Below are 15,362 nucleotides of genomic sequence, written 5' to 3' on the forward strand. Positions count from 1 at the left end.
ACCAATCCCATGCAGATCGAAACACCCCCCAGCGAGAAACCCTACGAGAAGCCCGAGGGCGAGCGCCGCGGCATCGTCATCGTCAACACCGGCGACGGCAAGGGCAAGAGCACGGCCGCCTTCGGCCTCGCGCTGCGCGCGCACGGCCGCGGCAAGGCCGTGAAGGTCTACCAGTTCATGAAGGTGCCGACCGCGCGCTTCGGCGAGCACCGCATGTTCGAGCAGATCGGCATCCCGATTGAAGGGCTCGGCGACGGCTTCAGCTGGAAGAGCCAGGACCTCGAGCGTTCGGGCCAGCTCGCGCGCGACGGCTGGGAGAAGGCTCGTGCCGCCATCCTGTCGGGAGAATTCTTCCTGGTGGTGCTCGACGAGATCACCTATCCGCTCATCTACGGCTGGCTGCCGCTCGAAGGCGTGCTCGAGACGCTGCGCGCCCGGCCGAAGCACGTGCACGTGGCCATCACCGGCCGCCGCTGCCCGCCCGAGATCATCGAGCTGGCCGACACGGTGACCGAGATGACGCTGGTCAAGCATGCCTTCAAGGCCGGCATTCCCGCGCAGCGCGGCATCGAGGACTGAACCCGATGGCGCATGCGTTCGAGGCCGGCGAGGCCAAAGGCGTCTACCGCGCCATCCACGAGCGGCGCGACATGCGCCACTTCGCGGGCGGGCGGGTGGAGCCCGAGGTGCTGCGCCGGCTGCTCGATGCGGCGCACCACGCGCCCAGCGTCGGCTTCATGCAGCCCTGGCGCTTCATCCGCATCCGGGGCGAGGCGCTGCGCGGGCAGCTCCATCGCGTGGTCGAGCAGGAGCGCGTGCACACCGCGCGCGCCCTGGGCGAGCGCGAGGACGAGTTCATGCGGCTCAAGGTGCAAGGCCTGCTCGACGCCGCCGAGCTGCTGGCGGTGACGCTGGCCGACGGCCGCGAGAAGCACGTGTTCGGCCGCCGCACCCTGCCGCAGATGGACCTGGCCTCGGCTTCGTGCGCCATCCAGAACCTGTGGCTCGCGGCGCGCGCGGAAGGGCTGGGCATGGGTTGGGTGTCGCTGTTCGACCCTGCCGAGGTGGCGGTGCTGCTCGGCCTGCCCGAAGGCGCCGAGCCCATCGCGCTGCTGTGCCTGGGCCCGGTGCACGGGTTCTACGAGGAGCCCATGCTGCAGCGCGAGCGCTGGGCGAAGCGCGAACCGCTCGCCTCGCTGGTGTTCGACGAAGGCTGGGGCCGGCCTTCGGACCTGTTCGACCGTTCTTCCGCTGGAGCTTCCTGATGCTGGCTTTCGACACCGTTCTCTTCGAGCTTGCGCGCCTCTTCCTCTGGCCGGTGACGCTGGGCGTGCTGCTGTCCTTCGTGTATGCGGTCTATTGCCTCGGCGCCTTCGGCATCGAGTACCTGCAGCGCCGCCGCGACCCGGCGCGCGCGCTGGTGCTGCAGCGCCATGCGCAGGCCAGCCAGGAGCAGATGGAGCTGGTGGTGCTCAAGCAGCTCGAAGGCGTGCGCCTGTGCAGCCGGGTGGCCCCGATGCTCGGGCTGATCGCCACCATGATCCCGATGGGGCCCGCCCTGGTGGCGGTGGCCTCGGGTGAATCGCAGGGCGTGGCGCAGAGCCTCGCGCCCGCGTTCGCCAGCGTGATCGTGGCGCTGGCGTCGGCCTCGATCACCTTCGTGGTCTACACCGTGCGCCGCCGCTGGCTCATGCGCGAACTGGTGACGGTGCTCGACGCGCGGGACCGGCTGTCATGAGCGCTGCGCCGGGCCGCCCCAAGCAAGCTCGCTCCCGCCTGGCGGGAAAGCGCGCAGCGCCAAGGGTGCACCAATGACCCGACGCCAGTTCTCGATACTGAGCAGCCTGGACAGCGACGACGACGATCCGGTGCTCTCGACCATCAACCTGATCGACGTGTTCATGGTGGTGATCGGCATGCTGATGATCGCGGTCATCAACAACCCGATGAACCCCTTCGCGCAGGACAAGGTGACGATCATCCGCAACGAGGGCCAGCCGAACATGGAGATCGTGACCCGCGAGGGCCGCAAGGTCACGCGCTTCAAGGCCAGCGGCGCCACCGGGCAGGGCGATGGCGAGAAGGCCGGCACGGCGTGGCGGCTGAAGGACGGCACGATGGTCTACGTGCCGGCGGACGCCGTGCCTGCGGGTGCGGCGCCTGCGCAGGGCGGGAAGTGACACGGGTCTTCTTCTGGCTCCTGCTGGCCGTGCTGGGGTTCGCGGCGCCGGCGCACGCGCAGCCGCCCGTGCCGCGAATCGTCATGCTGAGCACGCCGCTGGTTTCTCCGGCGCGGGTGGTGAGGCTGCAGGCCGCGGCGCACGAAGCGGGCGTGCCGCTGCAGATGGTCTCGGCCTCCACGGACTCGCCTGAAACGCTGGCCGCGGCGCTGGACGGCGCTGCGCTGCTCGTGATCGACGCGCCGCACATCAGCGTCGCGCAGGCCGCGGCTGCACGCTTCGGCGATGCGATCTCGCGCGCGGCCACGCCCTATGTGCTGGTCGGCGAGTTCGCGCTGGTGGCGAAGGGCCAGGTCTCCGTGGCCGCGCCCCTGGCGGCCGAACGCGGTGTCGATGCCTGGTGGGCGCAGCGCCTGCGCGAATACTGGCGCTTCGCCGGCGCGGCCAACCTCGGCGCGGCGATGAAGGCGCTGGCGCAACCCGGCAGGCTCGACTGCCTGCCGGACCCGGTGCCGCTGCCGCTGGCCGGCATCTACCACCCGGGATGGCCGCGCGTGGCAACCGATATCGCCGCCATCGACAGCCTGGCCGGCACGGCCATGGGCACCGTCGCGATCGCGATCAACGGCGCCACCGTCACCGGCGACGACACCGGCTGGCTCGACACGCTCATCGCCTCGCTCGAACAGCGCGGCCTGCGTGCCTACGCCTTCTATGGCCCGCGGCAGCAGAAGGACCTGTTCTTCCGCATGACGCACGATGGTGACCGGCGCGTGGCCGACGCGATCGTCAACGCCTCGCTGGTGTTCAGTCCCAACGAACGCAAGGCCGAGCTGGAGCGCATCGGCGTGCCGGTGCTGCAGACGCTGCCTTCCCTGGCCATGGACGCCGCGCAATGGGCGCAGAGCAGGGACGGCCTCGCGCAGACCGACATCGCCTCGTACTACAGCCCAAGCGAGCTGGCGGGCATGACCGATCCGATGCTGGTGAGCGCGCGCGACGCGGTATCGGGCACGCTGCAGCCGCTGCCCGCGCAGATCGACGCCGTGGCCGCCAAGGCCGCGGCGCTGCTGCGGCTGCAGCGCACGCCGCCGGCACAGCGCCGCGTCGCGATGCTGGTCTACAACTACCCGCCGGGCGAGGCCAACTTCGGCGCGTCGTTCCTCAACGTGCCGCGCAGCGTGGACAACATGCTCGGTGCCATGCAGTCGGCCGGCTACCGCACCGGCCGTCCCGGCACCGACGCGCTGATCGCGCAGGTGCAGGCGACGATGAAGGCGTACTACCCGGGCGGGCAGGGTGATGAACTGCAGCCGCTGCTCGACAGGAACCTGGCCGACGCGATGCCGCTGTCGCGCTACGTCGCGTGGTTTCGCACCCTGCCGGCCGAAACGCAGCGCCGCATCGAAGGCTACTGGGGAACGCCCGACAGGTCGACCATGCTTCGCCCGGTGGCCGGCGAGCTGGCCTTCGTGATCCCACGCGTGCAGTTCGGCAACGTGGTCGTGCTGCGCCAGCCGCCGCGCTTCGAGCCCGGCACGCAGGTGGCGGACAAGGCCGCGCAGGTCTACCACCGCTCGGCCGTGCCGCTGAGCCACGGCTACCTGGCCACCTACCTGTGGCTGCGCACGCAGTTCGGCGCCAGCGCGCTGGTGCACGTGGGCACGCACGGGACCGTCGAATGGTCGGCCGGCAAGGAGCGCGGGTTGTCGGTGCAGGACGATCCGCTGCTCGCGCTCGGCGACCTGCCCAACGTGTACCCGTACATCATGGACAACCTCGGCGAAGCCACCACCGCCAAGCGCCGCGGCCGCGCCACGATGGTGAGCCATTCGACGCCGATGTTCACGCCGGCCGGCTTTCGTCCCGGCGTGCAGGCGATGCACGAGCGCATGCACGACTGGGAGACGCTGTCGCCCGGCCCGGTGAAGACGGCGCTGGAGCGGCGCCTCGCGGCGGAGTTCGCAGAGCATCACTACGACCGTGACCTGAAATGGACGCCCGCGCGCATCCGCGCCGATTTCGCGGGCTTCATCGCCGTGCTGCATCCGTACCTCGACGAACTGGCGCATACCGCGCAGCCGCTGGGCCTCGCGACCTTCGGGCAGGCGCCCGATGCACAGCGGCGGCGTATGACAGTGCTGCAGATGCTCGGCAAGCCGCTGGTCGAGGCACTCGGCGAGGACATCGACGAGGCCTTCCTGGTCGATGCGAACGGCATTGCCGACTCGCGCCCTGCGCGCTGGGTCGAACTGGCGCTCAACGATGCGCCGGCCGCCATCGCCATGGGCAAGACAGCCGCCGACAGGCAGGCGCTTCAGGCCCTGGCGGAGCGTGCGCGAAGGCTCGATGCCGTGCTCGCGCACAACGAGGAAATCGAAGGCCTGCTGACCGCGCTCGACGGCCGCTACCTGAAGGCGAGCTACGGCGGCGATCCGGTGCGCAACCCCGACAGCCTGCCGACCGGGCGCAACCTGTACGGCTTCGACCCGAGCCGCGTGCCGACGCGCGCGGCATGGGATGCGGGGGTGGCCGCCATGGACACATGGATCGCCGACCATGCGAAGGCCCATGCCGGCAGGCCGCCCGGGAAGATTGCCTTCACGCTCTGGGCCGGCGAAGCCTCGCGCCACCAGGGCGTGCTGGAAAGCCAGGCGTTCTACGCGATGGGCGTGAAGCCGCGCTGGGACGAGGGCGGGCGCATCGCAGGCATCGAGATCATTCCTGCCGCGGTGCTGAAGCGTCCGCGCATCGACGTGCTGCTCAGCGTCACCGGCTCCTACCGCGACCAGTTTCCCAACGCGATGCGCTGGCTCGACGAGGCGGCGCAGCAGGTGGCCGCGCTGCGCGAACCGGGCAACGCCGTTGCGCAGCACAGCGAGGCACTGGCGAACAGGTTGCGTGCGGAAGGCGCGTCGCCACAGGAGGCGCAGCGCTGGTCCACGGCGCGCGTGTTCTCCAACGAGCAGGGCAGCTACGGCGCCGGGCTCGAGGAAGCCGCGCTGGCCAGCGACGCGTGGAAGACGCAGCAGCGCGGCGGCGGCGACGCGCAGATGGCGCAGCTGTACATGGATCGCATGGGCCACGCCTACGGCAAGGGCCTCGACGGCGCGGCGCGGCCCGGCGCCTTTGCGGGCAACCTCGTGCAGGTCGATGCGGCGCTGATGGCGCGCAGCTCCAACCTGTACGGCGTGCTGACCAACGACGACCCGTTCCAGTACCTCGGCGGCATCGCGCAGGCGGTGCGCCAGCTCACGGGCAAGGACCCCGCGCTGTATGTGCAGAACCTGCGCGACGGCACCGACGTGCGCACCGACACCGCGGCCGGCGCCATTGCGCGCGAGATGCAGACCCGCTACCTGCATCCGCAGTGGATCGAGGCGCAGAAGGCCGAGGGGTACAGCGGCACGCTGCAGGTGCTGAAGACCGCGCAGTTCCTGTGGGGCTGGCAGGTCACCGCGCCGCAGGCGGTGCGGCAGGACCAGTGGCAGTCGCTGCACGATGTTTACGTGCGCGACAGGTACAGGCTGGGCACGCGCGAATGGCTCGAAGGCGACAACCGCGCGGCCTTCGCGCAGACGCTGGAGCGCATGCTCGACGCGGTGCGCCTGAACTACTGGAAGCCCGATGCCGCCACGCGGCGCGAACTGGCGAAGGCCTATGCGCAGGCGGCGGGCGCGACCGGGCTGCGCGAACGGAGCGCGGGCGTGGAGCGCTTAGTCCGGGCGGAGCTGGCACCGGCCGCACCCGCGAGCAGGGCGCGTCCGGCGGTCGTGCCCGTGGTGGTCCCGGCATCTGCGCCCGCACCTGCGGCAGAGGCGGCGCCCGCGGCCGAACCGTCGCCGGACGGCCTACAGCCGGTCACCGGCCTCAAGCTCGAGCCCACGCCCGCCGAGGCACAGCCCGAGACGCGGAGCGTCGTCCTGCGGCTCTGGGTCGCGTTCGGTGCCGCGCTGCTCGTGGCCTTTGGCGCGCTGGTGCAGTGGCGCCGGGGCCGGGCCGCTGCCTGATCGAGCCCGGCAAGTGGCGAGAATGGCGGGTCTCATGCCTCACCTGAATCCCGAATACGGCATCGCGGTCGCCGCGGCGCTGTGGCTCGCACTGGCCGTCGACCGCTGGCTCGGCGAACCGCCCGCGCCGCTGCACCCCGTCGTTTGGATGGGCCACTACCTCGGCTGGATCGGCTCGCGGGTCGCGCCCTTGCCCGGCCGGGCGCCGCGCACGGACCTGCCGATGTTCTTCATCGGCGCGTTGACGTGGTGCCTGGGCGCGGCCTGTGTGTGGGGCGTGGCCATGGCCTTGCAGACGCTCGTGGCGCAGTGGCTCGCGCTCTGGGGCGTGGCGCTGGCGCTCGGGCTGCTGCTCAAGCCGCTCTTCGCCTGGCGCATGCTGCGCGACGAGGTGCTCGCGGTCGAGGCGGCACTGGGCGTTTCGCTCGATGCCGGACGCCAGCAACTGGCGCGGCTGGTGAGCCGTGATGTCGCGCGACTCGGTGAGCGCGAGGTGCGCGAAAGCGCCATCGAGTCGCTCGCCGAGAACCTCAACGACTCGCTCGTGGCGCCCGTGTTCTGGTTCGTGCTGCTCGGCCTGCCGGGCGCAGCGCTCTACCGTTTCGCCAACACCGCGGATGCGATGTGGGGCTATCGCGGCGAGCGCAACGGCCGAGACTGGACCTGGTTTGGCAAATGGGCCGCGCGCGCGGACGATTTGCTGTCGTGGATTCCGGCGCGCATCACCGTGCTGCTGCTGGCGCTGGCCGCATGGCGTTGGCCGCAGGGCCTCGCGCTCGAGGCGCGCCGCACGCCGTCGCCCAACAGCGGCTGGCCGATGGCGACGATGGCGCTGCTGCTGGGCGTGCGGCTGGCGAAGCCTGGCGTGTATGCGCTGAACGCCGAAGGGCGCGCCCCGTCCGCCGCCGACATGCAGCGCACCGCGCGGCTGGGCGAACGCGCCGCGCTGGCGCTGGGCCTGTTCGCGTCGCTGGCCATCGTGCCGACCGCCGGCTGGAGGTGGGCATGAGCATCGCGCTGCACGGCGGCCCGGACGCCTGCGGCGCCGCACCGCACGATTTCTCGACCAACGGCAACGCGGTCGGTCCATGCCCGGCGGTGCGCGACGCGTTGCGCGAGGTCGATGCGGCGCACTACCCCGATCCGCACTACACCGCGTTGCGCGAGCGGCTGGCGGCTTTTCACGGCGTGGCGTCGGATCGCATCGTGGTGGCTGCCAGCACGAGCGAGTTCATCCACCGCATCAGCGCCGCCGTGATGTTGCAGGGCGGCCGCAAGGTATGGCTGCCCGCGCACAGCTACGGCGACTACGAACGCGCCGCGCAGGCGTGGGGCCTGCAGGTCGCGCGCGAACCGCAGCCGCACGCCGACGCCGCGCTGCGCTGGTGCTGTGAGCCGTCGAGTCCGCTGGGCCAGCCGCAGGCCGGCCTGCCGCAGCAGGCGGCCATGGAAGAGGGCGCCTGCGTGCTCGACCTCGCCTATGCGCCGCTGCGCCTGGAAGGCCGGCCGTCGCTGGAATCCGCGCAACTCGACCGCGTCTGGCAGATGTGGACACCGAACAAGGCGATGGGCCTGACCGGTGTACGCGCGGCCTATGCGATCGCACCGGCGGGCGCCAACGCCGGCCTGCTGCGGCGCATCGAAAGCCTGGCGCCCTCGTGGCCCGTCGGTGCGCATGGCGTCGCGCTGCTCGAGACATGGACCGGCGACGCCGCACAGCGCTGGCTCGCCGGCAGCCTCGAGACACTGAAGGACTGGAAGGCCCGCCAGCAGGCCCTCTGCACTTCCCTCGGGTGGCAATGCCTGCCCGGCAACGCCAACTTCTTCTGCGCGCGGCCTGAGCGGCCTTACCCCGCATTGGCCGCCGCGCTGCGCGCGCAAGGCATCAAGCTGCGCGACTGCGCCTCCTTCGGGCTGCCGGGCCATGTGCGTCTGGGCGTGCTGCCGCCGGCCAGCCAGCAGGCCCTGAAAGAGGGCTGGACACGCGCCGCCGCTTGCGCCGAACATTGAAGGCCACCCCGCAACGACCATGCTCTACGCGATCACCACGCTCTTTCTCTGCCAGCTCGCGGGCGAACTCCTCGTCCAATGGCTCGGCCTGCCCATTCCCGGTCCGCTGATCGGCATGGTGCTGCTGTTCATCGGCCTGCTCGTGCGCGGCGGCGTGCCGCAGGCACTGACCGACACCTCCGGCCACCTGTTGCGCAACCTGATGCTGCTGTTCATTCCGGCAGTGACCGGCGTGATGCTGCATTTCGAGCGCGTCGGGCGCGAATGGCTGCCGTTCCTGGCGGCCGGCATCGTCGGCGCGGCCGTCACCATGACGGTGACGGCGCTGACCTTCCGCTGGATGATCCGCCTCACCGGCAAGGACGCCGAATGACCGCGCCCGCCAGGCTCTCCGAGATCTGGGTGTTCCTTGCGCAGTCGCCGCTGCTGTGGCTGTCGCTCACGCTGCTGGCCTACCTGGGCGCGCTCTGGCTGCACACGCGAAGCGGGCGCAATCCGATCGTCAATCCGGTGCTGGTGTCGGTGATCGTCATCGTCACCGTGCTGCTGCTCACGCGCACGCCCTACGACACCTATTTCGAGGGTGCGAAGTTCGTCCACTTCCTGATCGGGCCCGCCACCGTGGCGCTGGCCGTGCCGCTGTACAGCCAGGTGGGGCGGCTGCGGCGGCTGTGGCTGCCCATCGGCGTGGCGCTGATCGTGGGCTCGGTCGCGGCCATCGTGTCGGCCATTGCCATCGCGTGGGCGCTCGGCGGCTCGCACGAACTGACGATGTCGCTCGCGCCGAAGTCAGCCACCATGCCCATCGCGATGGGCGTGGCCGAGAAGATCGGCGGGCTGCCCTCGCTCGCGGCGGTGGCCGCGGCCATCGCAGGCATTTCGGGCGCGATCATGGCGACGGGCCTGCTGAACCTGCTGCGCATCAGGGAGCCCGCGGTGCGCGGCTTCGCGGTCGGCATGGCGGCGCACGGCATCGGCACGGCGCGCGCGATCCAGGTGAACGAAACGGCCGGTGCCTTTTCGGCGCTGGCGATGGGCCTGAACGGCATCGCGACGGCGCTGCTCGTGCCCTTGCTCGTCAGGCTGATCGGGGCCTAGGCCAGATGCCGGCACCCGTCGCGTCATCGCGCCCGATGGAACTCGTCTGGCCAGGGAAGGCCTACCTGGCCAGCTACGTGTCGGCCCTGAACCGGGGCTGGTCGCGCGACGAGTCGCGCCCCGAGTCCGGCGCCGAGGAGCGTGCCGCCATCGAGGCGGACACCCGGCGCTTTCTCGCGGGCCTGGTCGATCGCGAGGGCAAGGGCGACCCGGTCACCATGCCGGACGGCACGCAGGTGCCGCGCCTGCCGGGCTACAAGTGCTGGATGTGGGACGGCGAGTTCTGCGGCAGCATCGACCTGCGCTGGCAACCCGGCACGGTCGAGCTGCCGGCCTACTGCCTGGGCCACATCGGCTACAGCGTGGTGCCCTGGAAGCAGCGCAAGGGCTACGCCACGCGCGCGCTCGGCGCGATGCTGATGCTGGCCGCGGGCGAGGGCCTCGGCCGCGTCGAGATCACGACCAGCCCCGACAACCTCGCATCGCAGAAGGTGATCGCGGCCAACGGCGGCGTGCTGGCCGGGAGCTTCACCACGCTGCCGAGCCAGGGCAGCCTCATCAAGTACCGCTACTTCATCGATCTCTGAAGCCGCCATTGCGCCGGCGCGCAGGCGCTGGCGGCCGCCAGTTTCAGTCCGGAGCGCCGGAAGCGTCGGGTGGTCATTGCGGAAAACGCTGGGCGGCGTCGATGCGGTCCAGTTTTGCCGAGCGCTGCCGCAGGCGTGCGACGGATCGCGACACCTGCGCGCACGAATGCGACATGCGGCATCCGGGCGACTTTGGCGAGAATGCCGCCATGCCACCGAAGGACGCCCGCCCCGGGCTTCGGATTTCGCCGTTCACCGACAGGCTCGCCCACAAGGCGGCGATGGTCGCGAATGTAGCCCGCCCGCTGTCGCTCGACGCCTTTGCCGCACGGCATCGACTCTCGCGGAAGCAGGTGGGGTGGGCGTCGGGCTCGTACCTCTCTCGCATGCTCGGCCGGGCCTGGGCGGCAACGGCCGCGCAGATCCGCGCGTCTGCGCAGCCGCGAGGCTGAATGTCTTCCGATCGTCACCCCCCATCACGGAGAACCACCGACATGTCCGAATACACCGCACGAATCCTGTGGGAGCGCGGCGACCAGGACTTCTTGGCCAACGGCTACAGCCGCAGGCACACGCTGGGCTTCGACGGCGGCGCGCAGGTGCCGGGCTCGTCGTCGCCGCACGTGGTGCCGCTGCCGATGTCCGATGCTTCGGCGGTCGACCCCGAGGAGATGTTCGTGGCGTCGCTGTCGAGCTGCCACATGCTGTGGTTCCTCACCATGGCGGTGAAGCGCAGGTTCGTGGTGGACCGCTATGTCGACGCGGCCATCGGCGTGATGGAGAAGAACGCGGAAGGCCGGATGGCGATGACCGTGGTCACGCTGCGTCCCGAGGTGAGTTTCTCGGGCGACAACCTGCCGACGCGCGAGCAGGTCGAGCAGATGCACCATCGCGCGCACGACGAGTGCTTCATCGCGAACTCGGTGAAGACCGAGGTGCGCTGCGAGCCGGTGTACTGACCGGTGGGCGCTGGAGCGTCAGCGCACCAGCGCGTTGCGTTTCATCTCGAGCTGCGTGATCAGCCGCTGCAGCCGGCCCTCGACGTTGCCCGGCAGCGCGAGGAAACGGAAGCCCAGCTGGTAGCGCGGCTTGCCGTTCGGCTGCATGGTCGGGCGCTGCGACACGAGTTCGAGGTCGAGCGAGATGCGTCCCAGCGTGCCGAGCGACAGTTCGCAGTTGCGGAAGAACATGCCGATCGACAGGTTGGCCACGCGCTCGTCCGTGGTGCGCATGCCGACGCCGCCGAGCGAAAGGTCGTGCACCTCGAAGCGGAACGCGTCGCCCTTGGGCCAGCGGCCCGTGCAGGTGAATGCATCGACCACCGGCGTGTCGACCCGGAAATATTCGCGGCGCTGCAGGTAGACGAGCACTTCGGGGAAGTCGGCCTCGAACGCGGGCAGCCCTTCATAGCGGGTCTCGCGCGGCGAGGTCGAGGCGAATTCGATGCGCACGCCATCGGGCTGGGCGCTGAAATGGCAGCGCGACGCCGCCAGCAGTCCTTGGTTCTGCTCGGCGGACGAGCCCCAGTCGAAGGTGAAGGTGCGTCCTTGCACGTCCACGTCGAGCAGCTGGGTCACGAGCTGTCCGCCCGCGTACTGCACGGTCAGGAAATCGCTGCCGTTGACGAGATTGCGCAGCCGCGCGCCGATCTCCAGCGGGTTGCGGCGACCGAATTCGCTGGTGCTTTCGTCTGGCTCGGTGGCCGGATGGCCGGACTCTTCGGACTGGCCGGTCGACAGGTTCATATCCATGGGCTTGGCTTGCCGGTGTACGTGTTCTGGCGGGCGCGGACTTCGTCATCGAAGCCGCGGCCCGTGGTTCGGCCGGAGAGGGCATGGCCCTCCGGCAGGGGTTCTCATTGATTAGCGGCAGCGGGCGGCCAAAGTTTAGGGGCGGGCGATGAAATATTTATGTGCGGCAGGCCCGTTCCTGCCGCATGTGCACGCCGACGGGTGCCGTTCAACGCCGCTGCAGCCGCGGGTTCTTGGCGAACAGTTCGGCGGCCCAGTCCACGAACGCCCGCACCTTCGCGCTCAGGTGCCGGTTGGGCGGGTACACCACGTGGATCGGCAGCGGGTCGCGCTCCCAGTCGGGCAGCACCTCGACCAGCTCGCCGCTGTCGAGCAGCGGCTGCGCCATGAAGGTGATGCACTGCGAGATGCCGAAGCCGCCCAGCACCGCCGTGATGTGCGCGTTGCTCTCGTTGACCGACACGCGGTAGTGGCCGTTGAGCTCGATGTGCTCGTCCCCCTTCTTGAACTCGTGCGGGTACACGCGCCGCGTGGTGCCCGAGAAATAGCTCACCACCACGTGGCGCTTCTCGATGTCGTTCGGATGCTGCGGCATGCCGTAGCGCTTGACGTAGGCCGGCGACGCCACGGTGACGAAATGCAGGGTGCCGATGCGCCGCGCCACCAGCGACTGGTCGCTGAGCTCGCCGGCGCGGATCACGCAGTCGACGTTGTCGCTGATCAGGTCGACGGTGCGGTCGCTCACGCCCAGGTCGACCTGGATGTCGGGGTAGCGGTCGCAGAAGCTGGCCAGATGCGGCAGGATCACCAGCCGCGCCACCGAGGTGCCGACGTCGATGCGCAGCCGCCCCGTGGGATTGGCCTGCGCGTTGGTCATGCTGGCTTCCATGTCGTCGAAGTCGTTCAGCAGCCGCGCGGCGCGCTCGAAGTACGCCGCGCCGTCGGGCGTGACCGTGACGCGGCGCGTGGTGCGGTTGAGCAGCTTCACGCGCAGGCGCGATTCCAGCGCCTGGATCTGCTTGGTGACGGTGCCCTTGGGCAGGGCGAGCGAGTCCGCGGCCCGGGTGAAAGTGCCCGCCTCCACGACGCGGACGAAGATGCGCATGGCCTGGATTTGATCCATCGAATGCCTGTTCTGGGGTACCCGGCCCACACCGGGGGAGGCGGATTCTTACACAGGCAGCGCAATTCCCTGGTGACCATCCGATTGTTAGCGGATTGGAAACAGAGTAGGGCCGGCAACCCTGTTTCAACGTCTGATCCCGCACCTTATATTTCATCCATCGCCCAATTCCCCGAGGTCGCCCATGTCACCCGCTCCATCGTCCCTTTCTGCCGAAGCTGCCGTCCGTGCCGCCACGCAAGGCGTGGAAGCCGATCTGTCGATCGAGCTGCCCGGCCGCGCGCCGGTCGGCGCCCGTGTGTACGGGCAGCGCGCCAAGGGCGAAGTGGTGCCGCTGGTGCTGCATTTCCATGGCGGCACCTTCGTGTGCGGCGGCCTGGACAACGGCCGCAACGTGGCCCGGCTGCTGTCCGGCGCGGGTGCGGTGGTGATCTCGCTGGCCTATCCGCTGGCGCCCGAATCGCCGTTTCCCGAACCCATCGAGGTGGGCTACGCCGCCCTCGAATGGCTCTACAAGCAGCGAACCAGGCTCGGCGGCAAGGGGGCGCAGGTGTATCTGGCCGGCGAGGAAGCCGGCGGCAACCTGGCCGCCGCAGTGGCGCTCATTGCCCGTGACCGGGCGCATCCGCCGATCGCGGGCCAGATCCTGCTGTCGCCCATGCTCGATCCGTGCGCCGGCACCGCGTCGCTGCGCAAGGCCACCAACGACGCCCCCGAGTGCCGCTGGGCCAGCGGCTGGGAGAAATACCTGAGCTGCCCGTCGAACGCCACGCACCCCTACGCGGTGCCGAGCGGTTCGCTGCGGCTCGCCGCGCTGGCACCGGCCCTGGTGCTGGTGGGCGCGGACGACGCGATGCACGACGAGGCCATGGCCTTCGCCAACCGCCTGCGCGGCGCCGGCATCGAGGTGACGAGCAGCGTGCTGCCCAGCGCCGCCAACTGGCCGAAGGCGCTGTACGACACCGAGAACACGGGCTGTGTGGCCTGCGAGGCCACGGTGCAGCGGCACTTCCGCGAGTTCTTCAGCGCCACCACCCCGCCGCCCGCGGGGACGAACCACCCCAGCTAGTTCCCGGCCGACCCCGGCCCCTGACTGACACGCTGCCGGTGCGGCACGCGGGGCCCCTTTTTTTCCGAAATCCGCCTCCTGGTGCTTCAAGGCACCGGGGTGGCCTGTTGCATCCCAAAGTCATCGAGAAGGACTGAACATCATGTCGAACAACGAGAAAAATCTGTCTTCCGCCGCCCGCAAGGGCCTCTGGCCCGCCGTCACCGGCCTGACCGCGGTGCTGGCCGTCGCAGCCGCCGTGCTGGGCATGCACAGCTTCAAGGCCGAGGCCAACAACGGCCCCGCCGCACCCCAGGCCACGCCGGTGTCGGTCGCCACCGTTGCCTCGAGCGAGATCAACGCCTGGGACGAGTTCTCCGGCCGGCTCGAAGCGGTCGAGCGCGTCGACGTGCGGTCCAGGGTGGCGGGCGCCGTGCAGGCGGTGCACTTCCGCGAGGGCGCGCTGGTGAAGCAGGGCGACCTGCTGGTCACCATCGACCCCGCGCCGTACGCGGCCGAAGTCGAGCGCGCCGAAGCGCAGGTCGCCTCGGCCCAGGCCCGCCAGTCGTTCAGCCGCAGCGAGCAGGAGCGCGCCAAGCGCCTGTGGGACGACAAGGCCATCGCCCAGCGTGAATACGACGAGCGCGTGAACGCCGGCAGCGAGGCCAACGCCAACCTGCGCGCGGCGCAGGCCCAGCTGCAGACAGCGCGCCTGAGCCTCGGCTACACGCAGGTGCGGGCGCCCGTGTCGGGCCGCATCGGCAAGATCGAGGTCACGGTGGGCAACCTGGTGGCGGCCGGCCCCGGCGCGCCGGTGCTGACCACGCTGGTGTCGGTGAGCCCGATCTACGCGAGCTTCGATGCCGACGAGCAGGTCATCACCCGCGCCCTGAAGGACCTGCCCAGCGGCTCCAGCGCCCGCGGCCAGATCGAGTCGATTCCCGTGCAGATGGGCACCGCCGGCCTGGACGGCACGCCCTTCACCGGCAAGCTGCAGCTGATCGACAACCAGGTCGACGCCAGGAGCGGCACCGTGCGCGTGCGCGCCTCGTTCGACAACAAGGACGGCGCGCTCATTCCGGGCCAGTTCGCCCGCATCCGCATGGGCCAGGCCCGCAGCGACAGCGCACTGCTCGTGAGCGAACGCGCCATCGGCACCGACCAGAACAAGAAGTTCGTGATGGTCGTGGGCGAGGACAACAAGGCCGTCTACCGCGAAGTGGCGCTGGGCGCCTCCATCAACGGCCTGCGTGTCGTGAGCAAGGGCCTGAAGGCGGGCGACCGCGTGGTGGTCAACGGCCTGCAGCACATCCGCCCGGGTGCGCTGGTGGCGCCGCAGCAAGTGACGATGGACGCCAAGGCCGACATCAAGCCGCAACCGGAACGCGTGGCCGAAGCCACCAAATCCTGACCACCCCCAGGCTGAGCTCACTTCGTGTAGCCGCCAACCCCCTCACGGGGGCAACACCAGCGGTCCGGCAAAGCCGGTTCCGCGGTGTTCCTTGAAATGGGAGCCACTTTGATGCCGCTTGCTTGCATGCGGCGTGGACCGCGC

16 protein-coding genes are annotated in these 15,362 nt (G+C 70.2%); 14 read left to right on the plus strand and 2 right to left on the minus strand.

All coding sequences use genetic code 11. The features are described 5' to 3' along the window. Positions 1-9: 9 nt before the first annotated feature. The 12 genes from cobO to AACL56_RS13945 all read left to right on the plus strand — a co-directional run bounded on the left by cobO (position 10) and on the right by AACL56_RS13945 (position 10,844). Positions 10-579: a cob(I)yrinic acid a,c-diamide adenosyltransferase gene (gene cobO, locus AACL56_RS13890; protein WP_339090395.1), complete on the plus strand. Its 570-nt coding sequence runs from the start codon at positions 10-12 to the stop codon at positions 577-579. Positions 580-584: 5 nt separating this feature from the next. After that, a complete protein-coding gene (bluB, locus tag AACL56_RS13895; RefSeq protein WP_339090396.1) occupies positions 585-1,265 on the plus strand; it encodes a 5,6-dimethylbenzimidazole synthase in 681 nt (226 codons plus the stop codon). Further along, complete coding sequence (locus tag AACL56_RS13900; RefSeq protein ID WP_339090397.1) at positions 1,265-1,738, plus strand: MotA/TolQ/ExbB proton channel family protein; 474 nt, start codon at positions 1,265-1,267, stop codon at positions 1,736-1,738. Before bluB ends, AACL56_RS13900 begins: the two co-directional genes overlap by 1 nt. Positions 1,739-1,811: 73 nt before the next feature. Beyond that, complete coding sequence (locus AACL56_RS13905; RefSeq protein WP_339090398.1) at positions 1,812-2,180, plus strand: DUF2149 domain-containing protein; 369 nt, start codon at positions 1,812-1,814, stop codon at positions 2,178-2,180. Continuing rightward, positions 2,177-6,190 carry a cobaltochelatase subunit CobN gene (cobN, locus tag AACL56_RS13910; RefSeq protein WP_339090399.1) on the plus strand — a complete coding sequence of 1,338 codons (4,014 nt, stop codon included), beginning with the start codon at positions 2,177-2,179 and terminating at the stop codon, positions 6,188-6,190. The genes AACL56_RS13905 and cobN overlap by 4 nt, the downstream gene beginning before the upstream one ends. Positions 6,191-6,224: 34 nt before the next feature. Then, complete coding sequence (gene cbiB / locus AACL56_RS13915) at positions 6,225-7,199, plus strand: adenosylcobinamide-phosphate synthase CbiB (RefSeq protein ID WP_339090400.1); 975 nt, start codon at positions 6,225-6,227, stop codon at positions 7,197-7,199. Beyond that, positions 7,196-8,200 (plus strand): aminotransferase class I/II-fold pyridoxal phosphate-dependent enzyme, encoded by a 1,005-nt coding sequence (locus tag AACL56_RS13920; protein WP_339090401.1) that lies wholly within the window; start codon positions 7,196-7,198, stop codon positions 8,198-8,200. Before cbiB ends, AACL56_RS13920 begins: the two co-directional genes overlap by 4 nt. Positions 8,201-8,219: 19 nt before the next feature. Then, positions 8,220-8,573, plus strand: a complete 354-nt coding sequence (locus AACL56_RS13925) for a CidA/LrgA family protein (protein WP_339090402.1) — start codon at positions 8,220-8,222, stop codon at positions 8,571-8,573. Next, the gene (locus tag AACL56_RS13930) at positions 8,570-9,298 is read left to right on the plus strand and encodes an LrgB family protein (protein ID WP_339090403.1); all 729 of its coding nucleotides are present in this window, start codon (positions 8,570-8,572) and stop codon (positions 9,296-9,298) included. The genes AACL56_RS13925 and AACL56_RS13930 overlap by 4 nt, the downstream gene beginning before the upstream one ends. Before the next feature lie 35 nt (positions 9,299-9,333). Beyond that, positions 9,334-9,885: a GNAT family N-acetyltransferase gene (locus AACL56_RS13935; RefSeq protein WP_339090404.1), complete on the plus strand. Its 552-nt coding sequence runs from the start codon at positions 9,334-9,336 to the stop codon at positions 9,883-9,885. 101 nt (positions 9,886-9,986) lie between these two features. Next, the gene (locus AACL56_RS13940; RefSeq protein WP_339090405.1) at positions 9,987-10,337 is read left to right on the plus strand and encodes a hypothetical protein; all 351 of its coding nucleotides are present in this window, start codon (positions 9,987-9,989) and stop codon (positions 10,335-10,337) included. Positions 10,338-10,379: 42 nt separating this feature from the next. Further along, a complete protein-coding gene (locus AACL56_RS13945; RefSeq protein ID WP_339090406.1) occupies positions 10,380-10,844 on the plus strand; it encodes an OsmC family protein in 465 nt (154 codons plus the stop codon). Between the two features lie 18 nt (positions 10,845-10,862). On the opposite strand, the gene AACL56_RS13950 is transcribed toward AACL56_RS13945, so the two are convergent. Together AACL56_RS13950 and AACL56_RS13955 are read right to left on the minus strand one after the other, a co-directional pair. Beyond that, complete coding sequence (locus AACL56_RS13950) at positions 10,863-11,636, minus strand: flagellar brake protein (RefSeq protein WP_339090407.1); 774 nt, start codon at positions 11,634-11,636, stop codon at positions 10,863-10,865. 208 nt (positions 11,637-11,844) lie between these two features. Continuing rightward, positions 11,845-12,759 carry a LysR family transcriptional regulator gene (locus AACL56_RS13955; protein WP_339090408.1) on the minus strand — a complete coding sequence of 305 codons (915 nt, stop codon included), beginning with the start codon at positions 12,757-12,759 and terminating at the stop codon, positions 11,845-11,847. A 184-nt stretch (positions 12,760-12,943) separates the two neighbouring features. On the opposite strand from AACL56_RS13955, the gene AACL56_RS13960 reads away from it, so the two are divergent. Both AACL56_RS13960 and AACL56_RS13965 read left to right on the plus strand, forming a co-directional pair. After that, a complete protein-coding gene (locus tag AACL56_RS13960; RefSeq protein WP_339090409.1) occupies positions 12,944-13,828 on the plus strand; it encodes an alpha/beta hydrolase in 885 nt (294 codons plus the stop codon). A 142-nt stretch (positions 13,829-13,970) separates the two neighbouring features. Then, a complete protein-coding gene (locus AACL56_RS13965; RefSeq protein ID WP_339090410.1) occupies positions 13,971-15,218 on the plus strand; it encodes an efflux RND transporter periplasmic adaptor subunit in 1,248 nt (415 codons plus the stop codon). Positions 15,219-15,362: the final 144 nt, after the last annotated feature.

Source organism: Variovorax paradoxus (assembly GCF_902712855.1).
GTDB lineage: Bacteria > Pseudomonadota > Gammaproteobacteria > Burkholderiales > Burkholderiaceae_C > Variovorax > Variovorax paradoxus_Q.